This is a genomic window from Blautia sp. JLR.GB0024 (assembly GCF_037000545.1).
GTDB classification, from domain to species: domain Bacteria; phylum Bacillota; class Clostridia; order Lachnospirales; family Lachnospiraceae; genus Blautia; species Blautia celeris.
Window position 1 is genome coordinate 91,038 of sequence record NZ_JBANBF010000012.1, and the last position, 24,448, is coordinate 115,485.

At 48.3% G+C, this 24,448-nt stretch carries 19 protein-coding genes; 16 read left to right on the forward strand and 3 right to left on the reverse strand.

Features of this window, described 5'->3' with window-relative positions:
- Positions 1-34 precede the first annotated feature (34 nt).
- The 11 genes from V8Q34_RS21280 to V8Q34_RS21330 all read left to right on the forward strand — a co-directional run bounded on the left by V8Q34_RS21280 (position 35) and on the right by V8Q34_RS21330 (position 14,098).
- A complete protein-coding gene (locus V8Q34_RS21280; protein WP_033141428.1) occupies positions 35-928 on the forward strand; it encodes a carbohydrate ABC transporter permease in 894 nt (297 codons plus the stop codon).
- Between the two features lies 1 nt (position 929).
- Positions 930-1,790, forward strand: a complete 861-nt coding sequence (locus V8Q34_RS21285) for a carbohydrate ABC transporter permease (RefSeq protein WP_033141427.1) — start codon at positions 930-932, stop codon at positions 1,788-1,790.
- An 87-nt stretch (positions 1,791-1,877) separates the two neighbouring features.
- Positions 1,878-3,392, forward strand: a complete 1,515-nt coding sequence (arfA, locus tag V8Q34_RS21290; protein WP_033141426.1) for an arabinosylfuranosidase ArfA — start codon at positions 1,878-1,880, stop codon at positions 3,390-3,392.
- A gap of 113 nt (positions 3,393-3,505) precedes the next feature.
- Positions 3,506-4,846, forward strand: coding sequence for an MATE family efflux transporter (locus V8Q34_RS21295; protein ID WP_103731114.1), 1,341 nt, complete (start codon positions 3,506-3,508; stop codon positions 4,844-4,846).
- A gap of 173 nt (positions 4,847-5,019) precedes the next feature.
- The gene (gene asnA / locus V8Q34_RS21300) at positions 5,020-6,027 is read left to right on the forward strand and encodes an aspartate--ammonia ligase (protein WP_033141424.1); all 1,008 of its coding nucleotides are present in this window, start codon (positions 5,020-5,022) and stop codon (positions 6,025-6,027) included.
- A gap of 13 nt (positions 6,028-6,040) precedes the next feature.
- Positions 6,041-6,787 carry a nickel pincer cofactor biosynthesis protein LarB gene (gene larB / locus V8Q34_RS21305; protein ID WP_033141423.1) on the forward strand — a complete coding sequence of 249 codons (747 nt, stop codon included), beginning with the start codon at positions 6,041-6,043 and terminating at the stop codon, positions 6,785-6,787.
- Positions 6,788-7,335: 548 nt separating this feature from the next.
- Positions 7,336-8,640: a PocR ligand-binding domain-containing protein gene (locus tag V8Q34_RS21310; RefSeq protein ID WP_227210988.1), complete on the forward strand. Its 1,305-nt coding sequence runs from the start codon at positions 7,336-7,338 to the stop codon at positions 8,638-8,640.
- A gap of 21 nt (positions 8,641-8,661) precedes the next feature.
- Entirely contained in the window at positions 8,662-9,312 is a 651-nt protein-coding gene (locus tag V8Q34_RS21315) for a cobalamin B12-binding domain-containing protein (protein WP_335836275.1), read from the forward strand.
- A gap of 187 nt (positions 9,313-9,499) precedes the next feature.
- Positions 9,500-10,933 (forward strand): trimethylamine methyltransferase family protein, encoded by a 1,434-nt coding sequence (locus V8Q34_RS21320; protein WP_227210987.1) that lies wholly within the window; start codon positions 9,500-9,502, stop codon positions 10,931-10,933.
- A gap of 30 nt (positions 10,934-10,963) precedes the next feature.
- Positions 10,964-12,526, forward strand: coding sequence for a BCCT family transporter (locus V8Q34_RS21325; RefSeq protein ID WP_052099454.1), 1,563 nt, complete (start codon positions 10,964-10,966; stop codon positions 12,524-12,526).
- Complete coding sequence (locus V8Q34_RS21330; RefSeq protein WP_052099452.1) at positions 12,527-14,098, forward strand: BCCT family transporter; 1,572 nt, start codon at positions 12,527-12,529, stop codon at positions 14,096-14,098. It abuts the gene before it with no gap.
- 336 nt (positions 14,099-14,434) lie between these two features.
- On the opposite strand, the gene V8Q34_RS21335 is transcribed toward V8Q34_RS21330, so the two are convergent.
- The 3 genes from V8Q34_RS21335 to V8Q34_RS21345 all read right to left on the reverse strand — a co-directional run bounded on the left by V8Q34_RS21335 (position 14,435) and on the right by V8Q34_RS21345 (position 17,640).
- Entirely contained in the window at positions 14,435-15,082 is a 648-nt protein-coding gene (locus V8Q34_RS21335; protein WP_335836276.1) for an SH3 domain-containing protein, read from the reverse strand.
- Positions 15,083-15,158: 76 nt separating this feature from the next.
- Complete coding sequence (locus V8Q34_RS21340; protein WP_118593795.1) at positions 15,159-16,526, reverse strand: MATE family efflux transporter; 1,368 nt, start codon at positions 16,524-16,526, stop codon at positions 15,159-15,161.
- Between the two features lie 79 nt (positions 16,527-16,605).
- A complete protein-coding gene (locus tag V8Q34_RS21345; RefSeq protein ID WP_335836277.1) occupies positions 16,606-17,640 on the reverse strand; it encodes a serine hydrolase in 1,035 nt (344 codons plus the stop codon).
- Positions 17,641-17,924: 284 nt separating this feature from the next.
- On the opposite strand from V8Q34_RS21345, the gene V8Q34_RS21350 reads away from it, so the two are divergent.
- The 5 genes from V8Q34_RS21350 to V8Q34_RS21370 all read left to right on the forward strand — a co-directional run bounded on the left by V8Q34_RS21350 (position 17,925) and on the right by V8Q34_RS21370 (position 24,436).
- The gene (locus V8Q34_RS21350) at positions 17,925-18,743 is read left to right on the forward strand and encodes an FAD binding domain-containing protein (RefSeq protein ID WP_103731117.1); all 819 of its coding nucleotides are present in this window, start codon (positions 17,925-17,927) and stop codon (positions 18,741-18,743) included.
- The gene (locus tag V8Q34_RS21355; protein WP_335836278.1) at positions 18,733-19,212 is read left to right on the forward strand and encodes a (2Fe-2S)-binding protein; all 480 of its coding nucleotides are present in this window, start codon (positions 18,733-18,735) and stop codon (positions 19,210-19,212) included. Before V8Q34_RS21350 ends, V8Q34_RS21355 begins: the two co-directional genes overlap by 11 nt.
- Positions 19,209-21,518, forward strand: a complete 2,310-nt coding sequence (locus tag V8Q34_RS21360) for a xanthine dehydrogenase family protein molybdopterin-binding subunit (RefSeq protein WP_103731107.1) — start codon at positions 19,209-19,211, stop codon at positions 21,516-21,518. The genes V8Q34_RS21355 and V8Q34_RS21360 overlap by 4 nt, the downstream gene beginning before the upstream one ends.
- Positions 21,519-21,613: 95 nt before the next feature.
- Complete coding sequence (locus V8Q34_RS21365) at positions 21,614-23,032, forward strand: APC family permease (protein WP_033141414.1); 1,419 nt, start codon at positions 21,614-21,616, stop codon at positions 23,030-23,032.
- Positions 23,033-23,167: 135 nt separating this feature from the next.
- Positions 23,168-24,436: a M18 family aminopeptidase gene (locus V8Q34_RS21370; RefSeq protein WP_335836279.1), complete on the forward strand. Its 1,269-nt coding sequence runs from the start codon at positions 23,168-23,170 to the stop codon at positions 24,434-24,436.
- Positions 24,437-24,448 lie beyond the last annotated feature (12 nt).

Here is a 24,448-nt window from a genome sequence, read left to right on the forward strand (position 1 = left end):
CAGTTTTGTTGGAGGAGAGAGAAAGGAGTATAAAATGAACAAAGTGAAAAAATTCTTTTACTCACAGAAAGCAGCTCCTTACGTGTTTGTCTTGCCGTTTGTACTTACGGTACTGTTATTCTGGATTTTCCCGATTGGAAACGGCGTACTTTTAAGCTTTCAGGATGTGTTAAAAGATAAATGGGTAGGATTAAAAAACTATGAGAGGCTTCTGTCTGATAAGATTTTCCTGAAGGCAGTTTGGAACAGTGTAAAATATATGATCGGAACCTGCGCGCTGCTGATTCCGTTCCCGCTTTTATTTGCGAGTCTTCTGAACAGTAAATTAATGAAAAAACCCGGATTTTTCAAATCCATTTATTTCCTGCCGGCGCTGACATCCGTCGTTGTTGCAGGTACCATTTTCCGTCTGATCTTCGGAGAAATGGATACAGCTTTGGCAAACCGCGTGATTGAATTTTTCGGACATTCCCCCATCAAATGGCTGAAAGGCCAGTGGACCGGATATTTTGCACTGCTTCTGGTAGCCTGCTGGAGATGGACCGGTGTAAATATTCTCTATTTCCTTGCCGGATTACAGAGTATTTCCACGGATTTATACGAGGCAGCATCCATAGACGGTGCGTCCAAATGGCAGCAGTTCAAAAAAATCTCCTTTCCGCTTGTGAAACCAACAACCGTATACGTGCTGACCATCAGTATCTATGCAGGTCTGTCCATGTTCCTGGAAAGCTACATGTTATGGAAGGGAAACAACTCACCGCAGAATATCGGTCTTACCATTGTGGGATATCTGTACCGCCAGGGTATTGAAAAACGGGCTATGGGTTATGCCTGTGCCGTTGGTCTGGTCCTGCTGATCGTGGTCATGATCGTCAATCTGATCCAGCTTACCGTGACCGGAACATTCAAGAAGGAGGAACGCTGATATGGCTATGGATAAAAACGAAGCAAGAAGAAAAAAAGACAGATTTGCCACAGCAGGTCTGCTCGTCCTTTTTACCATCCTGGCTGTTCTGATCATCCTGCCCATCTATGCCATATTTCTGGCAAGCTTTAAGCCGGGCGGACATCTGCTTCAGTATGGGCTGAATCTGGACCTGGATTTTTCTGTCATGAACCTGGACAACTATGTGCTTCTGTTCACAGGCTCCCATGATTACTGGACCTGGTTTACGAACAGTATCATCCTGACCGTGATCACAGTGGTGCTCACGCTGCTCATCAGCGCGTTCGTGGCATACGGATTTGCGGCCTATGAATTTAAAGGAAGACAGGTACTCTTTGTGATTGTACTGATCATCCTCTCCATTCCTCTGGAAGTTGTTATGCTTCCTCTGTACAAACAGATCTCAAGCTGGGGAATGATGGATAATTACGGAGCAATTGTGCTTCCCTTCCTGGCTCACGCGTCAACCATCTTCTTCTTCAGGCAGTATCTGCTGGGGCTGCCGAAGTCTCTGATAGAAGCAGGACGTATTGACGGTGCCACAGAGTACGGTATTTTCTTCAAACTGATCATTCCGATCATGAAGCCGGCTTTTGCCGCAATGGCTATTTTAAATGGTATGAATGCATGGAACAACTACCTGTGGCCGCTGCTGGTGATCCGTTCTTCTGAAAAGTATACGCTGACCCTTGGTCTGAACACCCTGATCAACCCTTACGGAGATAATTACAGCCTGCTGGTAGTGGGTTCCTTCTTCTCCATTGTGCCGATCTTCATCCTGTTCGTATGCTTCCAGAAGTATTTCATCGAAGGTATGACAGCCGGCGCTGTGAAAGAGTGACAAGGGAAAGTACAAGTTTACCGGACTTCCATACAAGTGTTATAATTACCCCATAGTACATGACTTATTTTAGGAGGATTTGATTTTATGAGCAGACGTGCAAAGATGGTGCTGGACAAGGAATTCCGTATCGCACCTGTGGACAAGAGGATTTACGGTTCCTTCATTGAGCATCTGGGACGTGCCGTGTACGAAGGCATCTATCAGCCGGGACATCCGGCTGCGGACAAGGACGGATTCCGTCAGGACGTGGTACAGCTTGTAAAGGAGCTGGACGTACCCATCATCCGCTATCCGGGCGGAAACTTTGTCTCCAATTTCTACTGGGAGGATTCCGTAGGTCCGGTGGAGGAACGTCCAAACCGCCTGGAACTGGCCTGGAGAAGCCTGGAGAAAAATGAGGTTGGCCTCAACGAATTTTCAAAATGGGCAAAACAGGTGAACTCAGAGGTGATGATGGCAGTGAATCTGGGCACAAGGGGGATCTCCGATGCCTGCAATCTGCTGGAATACTGCAACCACCCGTCAGGAACAAAATACAGTGATATGCGTGTCAGACACGGAGTGAAAGACCCGCACAACATCAAAGTATGGTGCCTGGGAAATGAGATGGACGGCCCCTGGCAGATCGGTCATAAGACCATGGAGGAGTACGGACGTCTGGCTGAGGAGACCGCAAAGGCAATGCGCCTGATCGACCCGTCCATTGAGCTGGTATCCTGCGGAAGCTCCAACCGGGATATGCCTACATTCCCTGACTGGGAGGCAGTTACACTTTCCCATACATATGACTACGTGGATTATATCTCCATGCATCAGTATTACGGAAACCGGGATGATGACAGCAATGATTTTCTGGCACAGTCAGATGATATGGATGATTTCATCCGCACCATCATTTCCACCTGTGACTATGTAAAGGCTAAAAAACGTAGTAAGAAGGTTATGAATCTGAGCTTTGATGAATGGAATGTATGGTTCCACTCCAACGCGGCGGATGATGACATCACAGAGAACCATCCGTGGCAGGTGGCACCGCCCATGCTGGAGGATATCTACAACTTCGAGGATGCCCTGCTGGTGGGCCTGATGCTCATCACTTTGATCAGACACGCAGACCGTGTGAAGATGGCATGCCTTGCGCAGCTTGTGAACGTGATCGCACCCATCATGACCGATGCCGCAGGCGGCGCCTGGAAACAGACCATTTTCTATCCGTTTATGCACGCATCCAAATACGGACGCGGTGTGGCTCTTCTGCCTGTTATGAACAGTACAAAACATGCCACGGCAAAACACGATGAGATCACTGACGTGGAGTCTGTAGCTGTCTACAATGAGGAGGCAGATGAGGTGACCATCTTTGCCGTGAACCGTAACCTGGAGGAAGATGTGGAACTTAGCACAGATGTGAGAAGCTTTGAGGGATACCGTATCCTGGAACACATCGTTCTGGAAAATGAAGACCTGAAAGCAGTCAACGGCCTGGGGATGGAAAAAGTCGCTCCCGCCAATGCGGATAACCGCAGCAGCCTGGATGACGGCGTCATGACCAGTGTACTGAAAAAAGCATCCTGGAATGTGATCCGTCTCGGGAAATAGAATGAAAAACAGAATCGAATAATGTCTACCGCACAGCCTGTAAAAGTGATATAATACAACATTACAGGCTGTGCGTTTTTTTGTACCGGGCACAGGTGAAAGAGGAGAATGTGATGAGACAAAAGACAAGAGATATGACAAGCGGGAAGCCGGCAGGTATCATCGTTTCCTTTGCCCTTCCCCTCATGCTGGGAAACGTATTCCAGCAGCTATATACCGTGATGGACAGTGTCATTGTAGGGCGCGGCGTGGGTGTGGAGGCTCTTGCAGCCCTTGGAACTTCAGACTGGCTGAGTTTTACGGCCATGGGAGGGATCACAGGCGTGGCCCAGGGCTTTTCCGTACTTATTGCCCAGTGCTTCGGGGCAAAAGATGAAAAACGCCTGAAAAAGGCAGTGGCAATGTCCGTGTGGACGGGAAGCCTGATCACTCTGCTGATCATGGCTCTGTTCATCGGCAATCTGTCCCGCCTGCTTGGCCTGCTTCGTGTGCCGGATAATATCCGCCAGCCGGCCCATAATTATCTGCTGATCCTCATGTTCGGACTGGTGGCAACGGCTCTTTACAATATCTGCTCCGGTATCCTGCGGGCCATGGGGGACAGCCAGACGCCGCTGCGGGCCATGATAGGAGCTTCTGCCGTGAATATTATCCTGGACCTTATCTTTGTCCTGGTATTTCACTGGGGCGTGGAGGGCGCAGCGCTGGGAACTGTGCTGGCCCAGGTATGCTCAGGCGCCATCTGCTTTTGGCAGCTTAAAAAGTACGGTATCTGGAATATAGAAAAAGCGGACTGGAAATGGGATTGGGAGATGGCAGGGCATCTGCTGGGCCTTGGCATACCCGTGGCATTCCAGAATGTGATCATCGGTTTCGGAGGCATTGTCATCCAGTATGTCATCAACGGATTCGGCCTTTTATATGTAGCCGGTTTTACGGCAACCAACAAGCTGTACGGTCTTCTGGAGCTGGCGGCAGTCTCCTTTGGCTACGCCACATCCTCCTTTGTGGGACAGAACCTGGGTGCAGGGGAATACGGAAGAATTAAGGAAGGTGTCCGTGCCTCAGCGAAGATATCCATAGGGATCGCAGTTGCCATCGGTGCTGTGCTTCTCCTTTTCGGGCGCAGTATCCTGAAAATATTTATCTCCCCGGAGGCATCCAATGCATCAGAAGTGCTGACCATTGCATATAATTATCTGGCGGTCATGGGGGCAACGCTGATCATTCTCTATCTGCTCCATATTTACCGTTCCGCCCTGCAGGGCATGGGTGACACCCTCATTCCCATGTGCTCCGGAATCGCGGAGCTGGTCATGAGAATCCTTATTGCGCTCCTTCTGCCCCTTATAATAGGAAAAGAGGGCATCTATTTTGCCGAGACAGGTGCCTGGCTGGGCGCCATGGTGATCCTCATAGGTGCGTACAGAAAGCGGATACGGCGGTTTGATTAAGATGCTGCTCACACGCCGCTGTCCCGCCGGACACGGAGCGGACAGTAAGCTGATGAGGGAATTGACTATTTACAACACTGCTTTTTTATAATAAAATAAAAAACAGTTGTTATCCGCCGAAAACGGGCAGATGCAGACATTCCATAGAACATAAAAAACGGGAGGAAAGAGACATGGGAAAAGTAACAATACCAGAGAAGTATCATTCATGCTTATCCAGCTATGAGACACAGGAAGCGATTGGTATCATCAAGAATCTGATGCAGAAGAAACTATGTTTGGCTTTAAATCTGAAAAGAGTGACAGCGCCGGTTTTCGTAGATCCGGCTTCCGGTCTGAATGATGATCTGAACGGTGTGGAGCGCCCTGTAACATTTGATATCCCGGATGCAAATATGAATGCCCAGGTCGTGCATTCCCTGGCAAAATGGAAACGTATGGCCCTTTACCGCTATGATTTTCATGTGGGAAAAGGAATCCTCTGCGATATGAACGCCATCCGAAGGGATGAGGAGCTTGACAATCTGCACTCCGCGTATGTGGACCAGTGGGACTGGGAAAAGATCATCACAGCGGAAGACAGGAACCTGGATTATCTGAAGGATACGGTGACCAGAATCGTGAACTCCATCTGCAACGCGCTGGAAGAGGTGAAATACCACTATGAAAACCTGGACACAGAGCTGTGCCGTGAGGTGTCCTTCATTACTTCCCAGGAACTGGAGGATATGTATCCTGACCTGACGCCGAAGGAGAGGGAGAACGCCTACGCCAGGGAGAAGAAGACGATCTTCATCATGCAGATCGGTGACCTGTTAAAATCAGGGGAAAAGCATGACGGCCGGGCACCGGACTATGATGACTGGAAATTAAACGGTGACCTGTTGTTCTGGCATGAGCCTCTGCAGTGTGCCATGGAGATTTCATCTATGGGAATCCGTGTGGATGCCAAAACCCTCAGTGAACAGCTTGATAAAGCCGGATGCAATGAGCGCAGGAATCTGACTTTCCACAAAATGCTTTTAAACAACGAACTGCCCCTCACTATCGGCGGCGGCATCGGCCAGTCCAGGGTGTGCATGCTTCTTCTGCAGAAGGTACATGTGGGAGAGGTACAGTCCTCCATCTGGGACGAAGCTACCCTGACTGCCTGCAGCAATGCCGGTGTTGAAATCTTATAAAGAGGAAAGATATATGGATATTCAGAATATACTGCTCCAGGTGAAAAGCGGAGAGATGTCTCTTGAAACCGCGGAGCAAATGCTGGAAAAGATACCTTACGAGGACCTGGGCTATGCAAAGCTTGACCATCACCGCAGAATCCGCTCCGGGTTCGGTGAAGTAGTGTTCTGTTCCGGAAAAGCCACGGACCACCTGGTAGGCATTTATCAGCATTTTTACCAGCAGGACGGCTGTGTCCTGGGCACAAGAGCCAGAGAGGACCAGTATCTTGCTGTGAAGGAGGTACTTCCCCAGGTACAGTACGACCCCCTTTCCCATATCCTTGTCATTGAGAAGGAGAATGCGGCAAAAGAGGGATGCGTGGCTGTCTGCACCGGCGGTACGTCCGACATTCCGGTAGCCGAGGAGGCAGCCAGGACCGCAGAGTATTTTGGCGCCAATGTGGAGCGTATTTACGATGTAGGTGTAGCGGGAATCCACCGCCTTCTCTCCCAGCAGGACCGTCTGCGCCACGCCAACGCCATTGTGGCCGTGGCCGGAATGGAGGGCGCCCTGGCCGGTGTGGTTGCCGGCCTTGTGGAGGTGCCGGTCATTGCAGTGCCCACCTCCATAGGATATGGAGCCAACTTCGGCGGCCTGTCAGCCCTTCTGACCATGCTGAATTCCTGTGCGGAAGGGATTTCGGTGGTGAATATAGACAATGGGTTCGGAGGAGGATATATGGGAGCCCAGATAAACCGGCTGATATGCAGAAAATAGAAAACAGGGGCTGTCGGTTAATCACGATTTTGATAAGGTTCCTGCTATAAGATAAGCATATCTCACAGAATTTTGTGCTCTTAAGGACACAAGTTTCTGTGAGATATGCTTTTTTTCTTTGGGTGACTTATTTACCCTGTCTTCTGCTCGGTTTCCTTTCTTATTTCTCAATTTCATGTTTCTCCCAATCGCATCCAGTACGAATACTTTTAAGGCAGTCATTTGATTGAAATCATTCCATCCATAGACTGCCTATATCACAAATTAATTTTGAGCCTTGTGGCGTATGTCCGGAAGGTACAAATCAGCGGCAAAATCAAAAATTTCCACGATTGCGCGAAATGTGGTATAATACTGACAGGTATTATACAGATCTGTCTGGTAAAACTGTTAAGATCATGCAGGATATTTTGCTGTTTTAAAACATTAAGCATAGTCGAATGTGTGTTTTTCGGCAAAGCCACGCAGGGATATTTGTCCATGATGAAACCTTCTGGTATGAAATGTAATAAAAGTGGCAGTTACATTTCAGAAAAGAGGAGGGACCGGTGCAAAGAACAGTTGTTGAGAGGGATGATGAGTTGGAGAATGAAAAACTGGCGCTGGAAAAGGAAAATCTGCGCAAGGTGATGGATAATTTTTCATTATCCACCGGACTGAGCGTTGTGGCTGTCAATCTGTATGGAGAGGTTTTCCTGTCCGGCGCACAATATGAGGAAAATACATTCTGCCAGTATATTCAGTCCATTGCAGAGGGCAGGGAGCGGTGCAGGCGGTGCTATGAAAAGGCGTGCAAAGAGGCGTTTAAGTGGGATGAACCTTATTTCTTCCGCTGTCATGGCGGGCTGGTGATGTGGGCTGCGCCGCTGCAGATCGAGCAGACCAGGGTGGGCGCTATTGTGTGCGGCCAGGTGCTGCTCTGGAAAGCGGACCGCTTGTTTTTAAATGAGATTAAAAGCCTGCCTCTTTATGCGGGACATCCAGACCAGCTGCTGAACAAAGCCAGGGAACTGAAGGTGATTTCCGTCAGGCAGTGCCAGGCTGCAGCGGAACTTCTGAAAGCAGTAGTGGAACATTTCAGCAATACCGGTTATTATCTTCTGATCGATCAGAAGAATAAATATAACTGGAGAAATATGGTGCTATCCCAGATTCGGGACAGAAAAAAAACATATGAGAAAACAGCATTTGACCGTTCCGTTTATCTGAAGCGGGAGCGGAACTTTCTTCAGCATGTACGGATGGAAAATAAAGAAAAGATTGTGGAACTGTTTCCGGTCCTGTACACGGATATGGAGATTCTCTCAGGATATGACCAAACAGAGGTGAGACAAAGCGTAAGGGATTTTATGGTACTGGTGTCCAGGGCCTGCGCTGAAGCAGGACTGGAAGCCGAGCTGGCGCAGCAAATGCTTCGCCAGTATGAAAAAGAGACGGCGAACCTGAAAGATTCAGAGGAGATTTATGCGGTTTCTTATGGAATGATCTGCAATTACCTTGATATGATCTTTCAGTCCCAGGGAAATTCTCATACCGGGCTGATACAGTCAGTGGTAAATTATATACAGCAGCACTATGGAGAGGATATTACTCTTGACGATATCGCCGCCCACGTCTGCCTGAGCAGATCTTATCTATGCGCTTTGTTCAAAAAAAATATGAATATGACCATAAATGATTACCTGCTGCGGGTACGCGTGGAGAAATCTATAGAACTGATGAAAAGCCGGGCGTGGAATACCGGGGAAATTGGCCGGAAATGCGGATTTTCCAGCCAGAGTCATTATACAAAGGTATTCCGAAAGTTTATAGGTTTAACGCCTGGACAATACAGAAATAAATTGTTGTCATAGCCTTATACGTTTGGGAGGTGTATGTTGGATATCTATGAAGAGATCAGTAATTCCCTTTTAATAGGAAATGCGGAAAAAACAGACAGCCTGGTGCGAGAGGCACTGGGAAAAATGTATCCGGCTGAGATGATCCTGGAACAGGGTCTGGTCGGCGGCATCAAAAAAATGGAAGAGAAATTTCAGTCTATGAGTATGTTCGTCCCGGAAGCACTGATGTCTGCCAGGGCATTGAATATCGGACTGGAAAACCTTCGGCCGTATCTGAAGCGGAAGAACGGCTACAAATGTACTGCCATATTGGGGACGGTGGAAGGCGATTATCATGATATCGGAAAAAACCTGGTAAAAATTTATATATCTACCCTGGAGATTAAAGTGATCGATCTGGGGGTAGATGTATCAAAGGAAGAATTTGTAGAAGCGGTCCGGAAATATAATGCGAAGCTGGTTCTGATCTCTGCACTTCTCACCACAACACTGCGGGAGATGGAGCTGGTGATCAAAGAACTGGAAAAGGAAGGCCTGCGGAATCGGGTGACCATTTTTGTGGGCGGCCTGCCGGTCACAGAGTCCTATGCCCAGTCCATCGGGGCGGATTATTTTACTCAGGACGGCCTGGAACTGCGGGATTTTCTCGGAAAAAATCTGGATAGGCTTTTAAAGGACAAATGAGCAAAAAATCATAAGATTTAACAAAAATGTCAAGACCGGTTTTGTGCTATCTTTTCAGTAGAGATGAAAACAAAACCGGTTTTTTTCATATCAGCGAAACTAAATCAGGAGAAGTATTATATGTGACCAGAATGAAAGTATTTATCGAATCAAAAACTGGTACCGATAGCATTGCTAGGGAGGGTATATGGGTAAAAAAGGATTGTATTCAACACTGCGTTTCATCGAGGACAGAGATTATGGAAGAATCCATGAGGCGTCCATTGACATTCTGGAGAATACCGGCGTCATATTCCAGAATGACGAAGCAATTGAAATCTTCAAAAAACATGGAGCAAAGGTAGACGGATACCGTGTCTACATCACCAGGGATATGGTGGATAAGGCTCTGAAAACACTGCCTCGTACTTACAAGCTATACAGCCGTAATCCGGAACAGACGGTAGAAATCGGTAAAGATTTTGCAGTACAGCCTAATGCAGGTGCTGTATTTATTCAGGATCTGGATCATGGTAAAAGGCTTGCCGGCATTGAGGATTATGGCAACATGATGAGACTGGCCCAGGCCAGCGACATTATAAACCTGGTAGGAGCACATCCGCTGGATCCTTCAGATGTTCCTTCAGAGTTCAAACATCTGCATATGTGCTATGAAGTCCTGAAGAACTCTGATAAGCCTGTACTGGGCTTCACCATGAATCAGAAGAACAGCAAAGAGTTTCTGGATATGATTCAGATTTCCATGGGTATGGCGCCTGGTGAAGAGACTGATATTCAGTACAGCAATTTCAGTGCCAATCCATTAAGCCCTCTGTCATGGTCACATGATACACTGGGATCCATGATGGAGTACACCAAACGCGGACAGGGCGTTTATCTGCTGCCCTGCATTATGGCAGGTATTTCCGGTCCCATGCGTCATATGGGTATGCTGGTACTGCAGAATACAGAAGTGCTCAGCGGTATTGTACTGATGAATCTGATCAATGAGAAAGCTCCAGTTGTTTACACACCTTCTTCAACTGTCGGCTATATGAAGAAGGGTACCTACACAACAGGTACGCCGGATATGTCCCTGATCAACATTCCTCTGCTGCTGATGGCTCATGACTTCTATCATATTCCTTCCAGATGCATGTGCGGTATGACCGACTCTAAAGTGCCTGATATGCAGGCAGGTCTGGAGACCATGCAGAATGTAATGATGGCAGTCTTTGCAGAAGCAGATATCATCAACGAGTGTCTCGGCGTTCTGGATGCTATTATGACAGTATCTTACGAGAAGCATATCGTAGACGAGGAGATCATCAAGAGAGCTCTGTATCTGAAACAGGGCATAGAGACAGATAATGATGCCATGTCTGTTGATGTTATCAAGGAAGTTGGTCCCAGAGGATCTTATCTTGAGCATGACGATACCTTTGAACATTATAGAGAGGTATTCGACAATGACATCTCAGAGTGTGAAAATTACAATACCTGGGCTAACAGCGGTTCTATGGATATCATCCAGCGCGCAAATATGAAATACAAAGAGATTCTGGCAGCGGCTCCCGATACACTGTTAGATCCTGAGACAGATAAGGACCTGCGTGCTTATATGGCAAAAATTATTGATTAAACAAAAATTTAAAGAGGGAGGGGCAATAGAATGGAAAAGAGAAAAAACGCCAAAATTGAGCCGGTTGTATTTATTCCGCCTCTGCTTGTGATCATTGCGCTGGTAGTATGGGTTATAAATGACCCTGCATCTGCGGGTGCTGCACTGAGCACCCTGGCATTCAGCGTGATCTGTGCTGATATGGGCTGGTTCTTTGAACTGTTTGTATTCATGATGATCGCCTTATGTATCTTCCTGTGTATTCATCCTGTTGGAAAGATGCGCTTTGGTACAGAAGCACCTGAGCATTCCACATTCTCATGGCTGAGCATGATCTTCACCTCCATTGCAGGTCTTGGTGTATTAACATGGACAGCAATCGAGTGGTTTTATTACTATCAGACACCCACTGAGGGAGTTGAGCCTTATTCAATGGAAGCATTATATAAAGCAACCGCCTACCCTCTTCACCACTGGGGTCTTGTTATTCAGGCAGCAGCAACGCTGATGGGTGTTGTGTGGGCATATCAGATCTTCTGCAAAAAGGTTAAAGATGTACGCCCCTCCACGGCATGCGTATCTCTCCTTGGCGAGAAGAATGCCAAAGGTATTTTCGGCAAGGTGATCGATGCATTATTCGCTGTATCCATACTTGCCGGCGTTGTAACATGCGTAGGAACAAACGTACCTACTCTGTTCGCCATCATCGGCAGAAGCTTTGGTATCCAGATGAGCTTCCAGGCAGAGGCAGTTGTCATCATCATGTGGTCAGTTGTAATGGCTTTACTGCTGTATACCGGTCTTTCCAAGGGTATCAAATACCTGAGCAACTTTCGTGTAGTAGTCGGCTTTGGACTGCTGGCATTTCTGCTGATCGTAGGCCCTACATCCTATATTCTGAACGGTACACTGGATAACATCGGTATGTATCTGCAGAACATTGTTCGTCTGACATTCAACACAGATACATATGCAGCATCCGGCACACCTCAGAACTGGACAGTATTTTACTGGTGCTGGTACCTGGCTCTGGCGATCCACAACGGCTTATTCTTCGCAAAGATCTCCCGCGGCCGTACCGTAAGACAGACGGTTATCGGTGCTCTGGCAGCTCAGACACTGGGTTCATGGCTGTTCTTCGGTGTATTTCAGAATTACTCTATCTACATTCATCAGAACCATCATGTGGATCTGGCTTCCATAATTGCAACATCCGGACAGGGTGAAGCGATTGTAGCACTTTGGGATTACATCCCTTTTATTAAATTCTTATATCCTATCCTGATGATCTATGGCTTCCTGTGCATGCAGACTCTGCTGAACGGAAATGTGTTCAGTATGGCCATGATCACCACAAAGGACCTTGGACCTGAGGATGAGCCTCCCAGATGGAACAAAATTTTCTGGTCCCTGGGCGTTGGTGCAATCGCGATCGTTCTGCTGCTTTGCGGCGGTATCTCCGCAGCACAGGCAGTTACCATCATTGGTTCTGTACCTGCAGTTATTATTATTACCTTAATGGTTGTTACATTCTTCAAGGAAATCAGAAAAAAATGGACTATCCTGAATGATGATGGAACCGTACAGAAAGAGATTATTTACGAGGAGCAATAAATGAACAGCGACGAAGGGAAACAGAAGAACAGAAAAAAACAGATGGCTAATGTATCAAAACCGATATTTCTGGCTTCTGTCATTGGCTGTCTCGCGCTATATGTTCCATTGATCATTATGCAGGATGAGGCACAGGGACTGGTCAATCTGGTAATGGACAAGGTTACATATGGACTGGATTGGCTGTTTGAACTGGTGGGATTTGTCAGTCTTGCCTTTAGTTTGTGGATTGTAATTGGCAGATTTGGTTCCGTAAAACTGGGAACAAGGGACGATAAGCCGGAGTTTAAAGATTTTACATGGGTTGCCATGTTCTTCTGCGCAGGAATCGGTGCGGGAGCCATGTACTGGGCTTGCGTTGAGCCTCTGTACTATCTCTCATCACCGCCATTTGGTATTGAACCAATGTCTGCAGCAGCCAGAGAATGGGCATCTGCTTACAGCTTTTTTCATTGGGGATTTACCCCGTGGGCTATATTCTCCGTACCTGCAATTGCATTTGCATACTGCTATTACAACAGACGGAAGTTCCATTTTAAGGCAAGCTATGCATGCAGCGGACTTCTGGGGAAAAGAGCATACGGAAAAGTCGGTATTGCCATTGATGTGCTGGTAGTTATCGGTATGATGGGTGGTTTCGCTACCTCTCTGGCCTTCGTATTTCCTATGATTTCCTGCATAATATCAGAATTTTTCGGAATTCCGGATACTCTGCCGCTGAAGATCGCAGTAGGATTGTTTTTCACCTGCATATATAGCTGGAGTTGTTTCAAAGGCTTGTACTCGGGTATCGCAAAGCTTTCAAACATCAACATGGTTATGTTTATCGCTTTTGTGATCTATGTATTTCTGGTAGGACCGTCCTCATGGATTTTGTCTTATTTCAGTGATTCCCTGGGTATTATGATACAAAACTTCTTCAGAATGAGCTTCTATACCGACGCAGTCAGCAGATCCGGTTTCCCTCAAAATTGGACTGTATTCTATTGGGCATGGTGGTTGTCATGGGCAATCTATATTGGTCTGTTCATGGCCCGTATTTCCAAAGGCAGAACACTGAGGGCCTTTGTACTTAATATGATCGTCACGGCAGGCGGCGGTACAATGCTTATCTTTGGCATCATGGGCGGTTACGTTCAGGACCTGATTTTTAATAAGGGTATGGATCTGATTGGTATCATGCAGTCTCAGGGAGGACCTAAGGCAATCTATGCAATCCTGGATACCCTGCCCGGCAAGACAGTGATCATTCCTTTGTTTGTGCTGCTTCTCATGATAGCACAGGCTACCGGTATTGACTCAGGTGCTTACACCATGTCCAACATCACCAGCCAGGAAGTTGGTTACAATGCAGAACCCAAGCGCTGGGTGCGCCTGTTCTGGTCATTCTTTGTGTACCTGGCAACTATGTCATTGATACTTGTAGGTGGTATGGAGGTAGTAAAAACCTCATCCATCCTGACTTGTATACCTATTTTGGTCCTTCAGATCTTTTTTATTATTTCAGTATTACGCTGGTTAAAAGAGGATTTTGGAGTACCGAAAATACTTGTCAATGACAAAATTAAATAATGATTAAAAATCATGGGGCTGGCGTGGAGGTCTCCTATGCACAAAAACAAGTTCATTATATCTGCCATGATGCAAGAGAGGTGCCATATCCGGATGGAAGGACTTTTTGCAGACATTAAGGAAAATGGAAACTTTCAGCGGTTCAAATACTGACGCAAATAAAAAATATAAAGTGAATTCATGTTGTATGCGATTGGGAGAACACCCAAAGAAAAAAACAAGTATATCTCACAGAGAATCGTGTTCTGAAAACACAAAATTCTGTGAGATATACTTATTTTGTAGAAGAAAACTTAAAAATCAGGATTAACCGACAGTCCCAGTTTTTTGGGTTTTTCAGTCAGAGAGATAATCTCCCCACACATATCCCGTTTCCCCTTCATAGACGATCCGATGCCATCCGTTGTCACAGATTCCGGTCCGTGTCACTGTGACACCTCCCTGGAGCACGCCCAGGACCTCTGCCTGGCTTGCCGCGTCGGCTCTTACATTTACAGGGCTTTTTACGGTGACGGTCTCTGTCTTCTCCTCCACTTTGGCACCGGAATCCGGTTCATCGTATCCGGCTTTTCCGGAATTAAAACCTTCTGCGCCGCCGCTGGGTGAGATCACTTTTGTCCCGTCTGCGGGAAGCAGGCCTGAATTATCGTCTGTGGTGATGATCTTTCTAAGCCGGACTTTACTGGTATCTGTTCCGTCCAGGGGACCTACATAAATAAGCGTCACTTCATTGCCCGGGATAATTCCGTTTTTGCAGTCCAGTTCCGCTTTTGTCATATCAAAAGTCAGTGTTTCATTATCTGAAGTATTTATACTGATTTCCTTTCCGGTAAAAGCTGTCACGGTTCCGTCCATGGAAGCAGATACAGAATCCAGGGCAGCTTCCTCCTCCGCAGCGCTGTCGTCCTTGCCGCAGGCGCCCAGTACGGACAGACACAGAACAGACAGCAGCAACAGGAGAAGATATTTCAGTTTGTCTCTCATCAATTACATCCCCTTTCCCGTTTCCTAATATTTTAAAGTATTTCAGCAAAATGTCAACGAAAGTTTTTCTAAAGTATCACTGCTGCAGACGCTTCTCCAGATGTCTGCGGAAAAAGAGGAAAAAGGCAGCAGTCGCCATAACCGAGGCGATTCCGTCTGCAATAGGCTGCGCGTAGAACGCGCTTCTGGCCCCGAAAAAGATGGGAAGGAAAATAGTAAAAAGCATGTAATCCCCTTTCCGGAACATGGAGAGAAACAGGGCAGTTCTGGAAAGTCCCAGCGCAGTAAAACCGTCCACAAACACATACTGGAAGCTGAGCGGAATGATCAGCAGCGTAAACACATGGATTCCCCAGGTGGAAAGGGATACCAGAGACGGCTCGTCGGTAAAGATCCGGATAAAGTATACAGGCACAATCCTGGACAGTATAAACATTACGGTTGTAAAACAGAGGCAGAGAAGCAGGATATATTTTTCTGCCTTTTTCACCCTGTCCACAGCTTTTGCGCCGTAATTGTAGCTGAGTATGGCCTGTGTTCCGCTGGAAATACCCAGCATGGGGCCGGTTATGAGCATCATGTAGCTCTGCACAATGGTGGCACAGGTGATGAGCACATCACCTTCGCCGGGGCCGCCGTACTTCTGCAGCATGGCATTCAGGACAATGATGATCACACTGTCGGTTGCCAGAATCAGGAAGGGGGAGACACCCAGTACCAGGATCCTTTTGACGATCATGGGGGACCAGGCAGGTTTCCGCAGCCTGGTTATTTTGATGGGAACCTTTTTGCCGATCAGGAAACAGAAAGCAAAGGCGCAGGATGCAAACTGTGCGATGACCGTGGCAATGGCTGCACCCGCCACATCCATATGCAGACCGAAGATAAAGACAGGGTCCAGGATTATGTTGGTGACAGCGCCGATCAGCACAGTGGTCATTCCCACACCGGGAAACCCCTGACAGGTGATAAAATAATTAAGCCCGATCGCCATGAGGGCGAAGAACGTTCCTGCTGTGTAGATGGTGAGATAGGTGTCCGCGTATACAAAGGTGGCGGCACTTGCCCCGAACCAGAGCAGAAGATATTTTTTCGTCAGGAGAAAGAGCAGGGTCAGTACAGCGGAGAAGACCACCAGCATGGCAAAGCTGTGGGCCAATATGGACTGGGCCTGTTTCTTCCGCCCGGCACCCAGACGCATGGACATGAGGATAGAGCCGCCCAGTCCGATCAGGGTTCCGAAGGAGGTGAGAAGGGTGACAATAGGGCCGCAGATTCCCACTCCCGCAAGTGCCAGATCTCCGATCTTGGGTATGTTTCCGATGAACATTCTGTCAATGATGCTGTAAAGTACGGTGACGAACTGGGCGATCATGGAGGGGACAGCCAGTTTGAGGACCAGCAGCCATACCTTGTCCCTGCCCAGGTCAGTTGTCTGTTTCATGTTTTTTGTTTCCTTTCGTCTCAGGGGCGCGCAGCCCTTGTATTATGATGACAGGTAAATGCGCAGGCCTACAGAATAATTATGATGCCGGTACCACAGATATTCTTACATAAGTTGGTTCGGCAACGCTCAGGGTATAGTTTAAGTAGGTCTCGCCGATCACTCCGATCAGATCTTCCGCATTGGATACGTGGTCAGTAAACACACCGATCAAAAATGGTGCGGGTGTGTAGACAATCCCATAGTCGTGGAGACACCCGTCGTAATCTCCGTATTTATGGGCCACCGGGAAGAGGTCCAGGTCTATGTATTTTTGTAAAAAGGTGCCCGGCGCAGCTTCTTTCATGTATTCCAGAAGCGGAGTGTACGCGGAGGAATGTTCATAGAGATAATTTATCACATCAAAAGAAAAATCAGCACAAAGCTTGTTGCTGGCAAAAAACGCATCCGGGTAGGTGTTGTCCGAATATTTCAGCATCATATGCCGGTAGGCGGAAACACCGCCCAGGTTTTGGATCATAATATTATTGGCGGTGTTGTCACTGTACACTATGCTCTCCTCCATGAGATAGGAGAGGGGAACCAGGCTGCCGGGCCGGTAATCATAGGGGGTGGAGCCGTCTCCCTCCGTATCTGTGGCTGAGGCATTGTAGGGAAGCCCGTCCTCCTGGGTGCGCTCCCCGCTGTTGACGGCATCGTAGTAGAGCATGTTGACAGGCACCTTCACGGTACTGGCTGCCGTAAAAAGGGTGTCAGGATTGTATATATATATTTCCTGCGTGAAGGTATTGCGGTAGAAGAAGGAAAAGTTTTCTTCATTCAGTCCGTATTCTTCCAGAATGGAATCCAGCAGGCTTTCGGCTGTGCTGCCCTCGGGAATTTCTCTTTCAGGGGAATATTCAGCAATATCGGATTCCACAAGTATATAATCGGCCATGTTCTCCAGGGCTTCGTATTCCAGATCAAGATCCGGGGAAGCGTAATCCGTATTCGGCAGCGGTGCATAGGCAAAAGTATCCTGGGAGGCATCTGTCAGGAAGCCCAGAGGTATGATGCTGAGGAGGAACAGAAATGTCAGCACCAGGATATTTCGTATGTCAGAGTTCTTTTTCATTGGTATCATCTGCCTTTTCTGTCTGTTATTTCAGGCTGTCTGTAAATTTTTGCATTACTCATCTCATTATAAATAAAAAGCAGAAATTTGTCATTAGTATTTCAGGTATTTTCCTTTGGAATTTACGGGGGTACGGCAAAACAGCTTGCACCTCACAAACAGCCTATGTTATAATTCCCTCATAGAGAGAAAATGACTTTTGGGAGCACTGCATCAGCAGTGTTTTTTTGAGTGATGTCTGCCCGCAAAAGGCGCGGGATGTCAAAAACGGAGAGGAATGGATTATGCTGAAGATTAAAGAGTATGTGAAGGTGAACAGTCTGGAGGAAGCCTATGAGCTGAACCAGAAAAAGTCATCCCGCGTGCTTGGGGGAATGGTCTGGATGAAGATGATGAACCGAAGCGTGGGAACGGCCATTGATCTGTCCGGTCTCGGACTGGATACGGTCAAAGAGACAGAGGACGAATTCGTGATCGGCTGTATGACCTCCCTGCGGACTCTGGAGACACACGCGGGATTAAATGCCTGCACGGACGGAGCTGTGCGGGAGAGCCTGCGGCATATTGTGGGAGTACAGTTCAGAAACTGTGCGACTGCAGGAGGCAGCATTTATGGCAGATTTGGATTTTCTGATGTGCTCACCATGTTTCTGGCGCTGGATTCCTATGTGGAGCTTTATAAAGGCGGCAGGATATCCATGGAAGAGTTTGCAGAAAAAAAAGCGGACAGAGATATCCTGGTAAATATAATTGTTAAGAAACATCACCAGAGATCCGCATATGTAAGCCAGAGAAATGCTAAGACGGATTTCCCTGTACTGGCCTGTGCGGTATGTCTTGACGAGGAAGGTATGCGGCTTTCCATCGGAGCAAGGCCCGGCAGAGCGGCTCTTCTGAAAGAGAAGATGGATACCCCTGTCAATAAAAAAGATATGAGTGCCGGGGAGTGGAACAGACAGGCGGAGCTGCTGGCCAAAAAGGCTGCAGAGTGCGTTGTCACGGGAAGCAATATGCGGGCTTCCAAAGAGTACAGAACCCATCTGGTCCGTGTTCTGACCAAAAGGGCGCTGCTGGCAGCAGGAGGTATGGAAAATGGAAATTAAATTTATTTTAAACGGAAAGAAAATGCAGGTGGATGCAGCGCCGGATCTGCTGCTTTTAGACCTTCTTCGGGAGAAGGGCTGCTACAGCGTGAAACGGGGATGTGAGACTGCCAACTGCGGCCTCTGTACTGTTTTGATGGACAAAAAGCCGGTGCTCTCCTGCAGTATGCTGGCGGTCCGCGCGGACGGACATGAAATCGTGACCCTGGAGGGAATGCAGAGGGAAGCGGAGGAGTTCGGTTCCTTTTTAGCAGACCAGGGAGCAGAGCAGTGCGGTTTCTGTAATCCGGGATTTATCATGAATGTCTTTTCCATGCTGGAGGAGATGAAGGAGCCAACGGAGGAGGAGATCGGCGAATATCTTGCCGGAAATCTCTGCCGCTGTTCCGGATTCATGGGGCAGACGAGAAGTATTCTGGCATTTTTAAAATATAAGAAGGAGCAGAGGGAAGGGGGCAGCGACAGATGAGTTATGTAAACAAACCGGTGAGGAAAAAGGACGCCATGGCCCTTGTGACAGGCCAGCCTGTGTACACGGATGACCTGGCGCCGAAGGATTGTCTGGTGGTAAAGGTTCTGCGCAGCCCCCATGCCCATGCGTGGATCGAGGAGATCAGGACAGAGAATGCCATGAAGGTTCCGGGAATCGCGTGTATCCTCACTTACGAGGATGTGCCCCAGGACAGATTTACCATGGCGGGACAGACTTATCCGGAATTCAGCCCCTATGACAGGCTGATCCTTGACAGAAGAATGCGTTTTGTGGGAGATGCCGCTGCCATTGTCGCAGGGGAGACGGAAAAGGCCGTGGACCGGGCACTGAAGATCATTAAGGTGAAATACAAGGTGCTGGAGCCGGTTCTGGATTTCCATAAGGCAAAGGACAATGCGGTCTGTATCCACCCGGAGGACAACTGGGAGTCACGTTTTCCTGTGGGAGCAGACAATAAGCGGAATCTCTGTGCCCATGCCGAGGAAGGGGACGGGGATGTGGAGAAGATCCTGGCAGACTGTGACTGTGTGGTGGAACGCACATACCATACAAAGGCCAATCAGCAGGCAATGATGGAGACATTCAGAAGCTATACCTATATGGACCATTTCGGAAGGCTGAATATTGTATCCTCCACACAGGTGCCTTTCCATGTGAGGAGAATCCTGGGGCGGGCACTGGGAATCGGGGCATCGAAAGTCCGTGTGATCAAGCCGCGTATCGGCGGAGGCTTCGGCGCAAAGCAGACGCTGGTATCTGAGGTCTACCCAGCGATCGTGACGGTGAAGACAGGAAAGCCGGCGAAAATGATCTTTTCCCGCTATGAATCCCAGATATGTTCTTCCCCCCGTCACGAGATGGAGTTAAAGGTCCGCATCGGTGCGGACAGGGAGGGGACCATCCGGGCCATTGACGTCTATACCCTGTCAAACACAGGGGCTTTCGGTGAGCACGGTCCTACCACAGTGGGACTTTCCGGCCACAAATCCATTGCTCTTTACCGGAATACAGAGGCATACCGCTTTGTATACGACGTTGTGTATACCAACCAGATGTCAGCAGGCGCTTACAGGGGATACGGAGCTACCCAGGGAATCTTCGCAGTGGAATCCGCTGTGAATGAGCTGGCGGAAAAGCTGCATATGGATCCGGTTGTGCTGCGCGAGAAAAATATGACAAAAGAGGGCGGCAGGTTTATCGGATACGACGGCGGCACAGAGGTCACAAGCTGTGCTCTGGACCGCTGTATGGCAAGGGCAAAGGAGATGTTTCACTGGGACGAGAAGTTCCCCCGCAGAGTGATGGAGAACGGAAAAGTGCGCGGCGTGGGTGTTGCCATGGCCATGCAGGGCTCCTCCATCGCAGGCGTGGATGTGGGAGGCGCCAGCGTGAAGCTTAACGAGGACGGTTCTTACACCTTAAGCCTCGGGGCCACGGATATGGGTACCGGCTGTGACACGGTGCTCTCCCAGATGGCAGCAGATACGCTGATGACGGATTATGACAACATTGTGGTGTTTGGGGTGGATACGGATATCTCACCGTATGATTCCGGTTCCTACGCCTCCGCCACCACTTATATTGCAGGCAAGGCTGTGGTGAAGGCCTGTGAAAGTCTGAAAGAACGGATTTGGGATCTGGGTGCCGGGATGCTGGAGGTTCCCAGGGAGGAGACGGATTTTGACGGAAGCAGAGTCAGCAGGAAGGACGGAAGCGGGGCGGTCAGCCTGGAGGAGATCGGCATCCGCGGTACCTTCGGCAACAACGATTCCCTTCAGGTGACAGAAAATGCATCCTCACCCATATCCCCGCCGCCATTCATGGTGGGCATGGCGGAAGTGGAAGTGGACAGAGAGACCGGGTCTGTGGAAATGATCGACTACGTGGCAGTGGTGGACTGCGGCACCCCGATCAATCCGAACCTTGCCAGGGTGCAGACAGAGGGCGGTATCGCCCAGGGGATCGGCATGGCCCTCTTTGAGGATATCCAGTACAGTGAACGGGGACAGATGCTGAACAATTCCCTGATGCAGTACAAGATTCCCACCCGCTTAGACGTAGGTAAGATCCGCGTGGATTTTGAGAGCAGCTTTGAAGGAAGCCATCCCTTTGGTGCCAAATCCATCGGTGAGATTGTGATTGACACTCCATGCCCGGCAATAGCGGCAGCCGTTTATAATGCCGCAGGTGTAAGGGTTTCGGAGATGCCCATCACGCCGGAAAAAGTAGCCATGGGAATTGCAGGAATTGAATGCGAAAATTGCAAAAAAGATGAATTTTGACGAAATTTTGACGGCTGCTTTGTTACCTTGAACTGGCTGGCGATTCCCGGTGAGACTGATAAAAACCGGGAGAAAAAATCAAGGAGAGGAAAACAATGAAACAACACGAAAGTGAAAAGAAAATCTTGTGGTACAGCCTTGCATTTATGGCATTCTCCACGGTGTGGGGATTCGGAAATGTGATCAACGGATTCTCAGAGTACGGCGGATTAAAGGCAATCATATCCTGGGTGATCATATTTGCCATTTACTTTGTGCCATATGCTCTGATGGTAGGTGAACTGGGCAGTGCCTTCAAGGACGCAGGCGGCGGTGTCAGTTCCTGGATTCTGGAAACCATAAGCCCAAGGATGGCTTATATGGCGGGATGGACTTACTGGATCGTCCATATGCCTTATATTTCCCAGAAGCCCAGTGCATCTTTTATTGCAGCGAGCTGGGCAATCTTTAGGGACAACAGGATCAGCTCCATGAACACCAGGGTACTGCAGGTACTCTGTCTGGTATTGTTCCTGTTTGCCGTTTGGGTGGCATCCAAAGGAATCAATGTGCTGAAAAAGCTTTCCACACTGGCAGGCTCCACCATGTTCATTATGTCCCTGCTGTTTGTGGTCATGATGCTTGCAGCTCCGGCTATCACCCATGCAAATGTACTGGATATAGATTGGTCTGTGAAGACCTTTATGCCGTCCTTTGATGCGAAATTCTTATTAAACCTGTCCATTCTGGTATTTGCCGTGGGCGGATGTGAGAAAATTTCTCCATATGTAAATAAGACGAAAAATCCCGCAAAGGATTTCTCAAAGGGCATGATCGCCCTGGCTATTATGGTTGCTGTCTGCGCTATGCTGGGAACCATTGCCATGGGCATGATGTTTGACTCCAACAACATTCCGGAAGACCTTATGACAAACGGTGCTTACTATGCATTCCAGACATTGGGAGAGTATTACGGACTGGGTAATTTCTTCGTGGTGGTCTATGCAATCTGTAACCTGATCGGTCAGTTTACAGTTATGATCATTTCCATCGACGCGCCTCTTCGTATGCTGCTTGACAATGCGGATGACAACTTCATCCCTGCATCCATGTTCAAACAGAACGAACACGGCACATACACCAACGGCCATAAGCTGGTCATGATCATTGTTTCTATTCTGATCATTGTTCCGGCAATCGGCATCGGCAGCGTGGATACACTGGTACGCTGGCTGGTAAAGGTGAATTCCGTGTGTATGCCTCTGCGTTACCTGTGGGTATTCGTGGCATATATTGCGCTGAAAAAAGCAGGGGAGAGATTCCCGGCACAGTACCGTTTTGTGAAGAACAAAACGCTTGGCGTTGTTCTGGGAGCGTGGTGTTTCCTGTTTACCGCGTTTGCGTGTGTTCTGGGTATTTACTCTGAGGATACCTTCCAGTTCGTACTGAATATTGTGACTCCTTTCGTACTGATCGGACTGGGATTCATTATGCCTCAGATCGCAAAACGTTCCAAAGCAAAGAATCAGGCATAAGTAAAAGAAGCGTCTGGCTGCCAAAAGCGGCCGGGCGTTTGTTGTATGAAAATTCCTGTTGGCAGAACAGCGCCGGACAGGTACAATAGAAGAAAAAGCCCACATTGGCGGGCAGAACTACAGGAGGAAAAATTAATGTACAGAGAGACTGCAGAACAGCTTCTTGCATTTATTGAAAAAAGCCCAAGCTGTTTTCATGCTATTAAAAATATGAAGGAGATTCTTTCGGCAGACGGATTCGCAGAGCTGAAAGAGGAAGAGAAATGGGAGATCAAAAAGGGCGGCAGATATTTTGTCACCAGAAATGACTCCTCCATCGTGGCATTCACCATACCGGAAACCGGATTTACCGGATACCGCATCATGGCCAGCCACAGCGATTCCCCTACTTTTAAGATCAAGGAAAATCCGGAGATGGAAGTGGATAATAAGTATGTGAAGCTGAATGTGGAGCGTTACGGCGGTATGCTCTGCGCCCCCTGGTTTGACCGTCCGCTCTCCGTAGCGGGAAGGGTGATCGTGAAAGAAGGGGATAGCTTTGTCACAAAGCTTGTGGATGTGGACAGGGACCTGCTGATGATCCCCAATCTGGCAATCCATATGAACAGGGAAGTCAATGACGGATATAAATATAATGCCCAGGTGGATATGCTTCCGCTGTACGGTGATATCTCTTCAAAAGCTACCTTTATGAAGACCATCGCAAAGGCTGCAGGAGTGAAGGAAGAGGACATTTTAGGACATGACATTTTCCTGTACAACCGTGTTAAGGGCAGTATCTGGGGCGCAAATGAGGAGTTTGTATCCTCCTCACGTCTGGATGATCTGCAGTGCGCATTTTCCTCTCTTCGGGGATTTTTAAAGGGGGAGAAAAAGGAGTACGTGGCAGTACACTGTGTGCTTGACAATGAGGAAGTGGGAAGCGGAACAAAACAGGGCGCTGCATCCACATTCCTGTATGATACACTGGTGCGTGTGAATGAGTGCCTGGGGCTGTCTTATGAGGAGTATTTAAGAGGACTTGCAAAGAGCTTCATGCTCTCCGCTGACAATGCCCATGCAGTACATCCGAATCACAAGGAGGTGGCAGACCCGGTGAACCGTCCTTATATGAACGAGGGTATTGTTATCAAACACAGCGCAAACCAGAAATACTGTACAGACGGCGTATCCGCTGCCATATTCAAGGATCTGTGCAGGGAGGCAGGTGTGCCTTTCCAGACATTTACAAACCGTTCCGACATTCTGGGAGGCTCCACACTTGGAAATATCTCCAATACAAAAGTGGCGCTTAACGCCGTGGATATCGGCCTTCCGCAGCTTGCCATGCATTCTCCTTACGAGACTGCCGGGGTTAAGGATACCTGTTATCTGATCCAGGCGGCTGAGAAGTTCTTTAAATAGTGTAACATGGGT

What these genes read in the sequence shown, in the direction of transcription:
- V8Q34_RS21280 (WP_033141428.1), top strand. Translation starts at nt 35, where the DNA reads ATGAACAAAGTGAAAAAATTCTTTTACTCACAGAAAGCAGCTCCTTAC.
- V8Q34_RS21285 (WP_033141427.1), top strand. Translation starts at nt 930, where the DNA reads ATGGCTATGGATAAAAACGAAGCAAGAAGAAAAAAAGACAGATTTGCC.
- arfA (WP_033141426.1), top strand. Translation starts at nt 1,878, where the DNA reads ATGAGCAGACGTGCAAAGATGGTGCTGGACAAGGAATTCCGTATCGCA.
- V8Q34_RS21295 (WP_103731114.1), top strand. Translation starts at nt 3,506, where the DNA reads ATGAGACAAAAGACAAGAGATATGACAAGCGGGAAGCCGGCAGGTATC.
- asnA (WP_033141424.1), top strand. Translation starts at nt 5,020, where the DNA reads ATGGGAAAAGTAACAATACCAGAGAAGTATCATTCATGCTTATCCAGC.
- larB (WP_033141423.1), top strand. Translation starts at nt 6,041, where the DNA reads ATGGATATTCAGAATATACTGCTCCAGGTGAAAAGCGGAGAGATGTCT.
- V8Q34_RS21315 (WP_335836275.1), top strand. Translation starts at nt 8,662, where the DNA reads ATGTTGGATATCTATGAAGAGATCAGTAATTCCCTTTTAATAGGAAAT.
- V8Q34_RS21320 (WP_227210987.1), top strand. Translation starts at nt 9,500, where the DNA reads ATGGGTAAAAAAGGATTGTATTCAACACTGCGTTTCATCGAGGACAGA.
- V8Q34_RS21325 (WP_052099454.1), top strand. Translation starts at nt 10,964, where the DNA reads ATGGAAAAGAGAAAAAACGCCAAAATTGAGCCGGTTGTATTTATTCCG.
- V8Q34_RS21330 (WP_052099452.1), top strand. Translation starts at nt 12,527, where the DNA reads ATGAACAGCGACGAAGGGAAACAGAAGAACAGAAAAAAACAGATGGCT.
- V8Q34_RS21335 (WP_335836276.1), bottom strand. Translation starts at nt 15,082, where the DNA reads ATGAGAGACAAACTGAAATATCTTCTCCTGTTGCTGCTGTCTGTTCTG.
- V8Q34_RS21340 (WP_118593795.1), bottom strand. Translation starts at nt 16,526, where the DNA reads ATGAAACAGACAACTGACCTGGGCAGGGACAAGGTATGGCTGCTGGTC.
- V8Q34_RS21345 (WP_335836277.1), bottom strand. Translation starts at nt 17,640, where the DNA reads ATGAAAAAGAACTCTGACATACGAAATATCCTGGTGCTGACATTTCTG.
- V8Q34_RS21350 (WP_103731117.1), top strand. Translation starts at nt 17,925, where the DNA reads ATGCTGAAGATTAAAGAGTATGTGAAGGTGAACAGTCTGGAGGAAGCC.
- V8Q34_RS21355 (WP_335836278.1), top strand. Translation starts at nt 18,733, where the DNA reads ATGGAAATTAAATTTATTTTAAACGGAAAGAAAATGCAGGTGGATGCA.
- V8Q34_RS21360 (WP_103731107.1), top strand. Translation starts at nt 19,209, where the DNA reads ATGAGTTATGTAAACAAACCGGTGAGGAAAAAGGACGCCATGGCCCTT.
- V8Q34_RS21365 (WP_033141414.1), top strand. Translation starts at nt 21,614, where the DNA reads ATGAAACAACACGAAAGTGAAAAGAAAATCTTGTGGTACAGCCTTGCA.
- V8Q34_RS21370 (WP_335836279.1), top strand. Translation starts at nt 23,168, where the DNA reads ATGTACAGAGAGACTGCAGAACAGCTTCTTGCATTTATTGAAAAAAGC.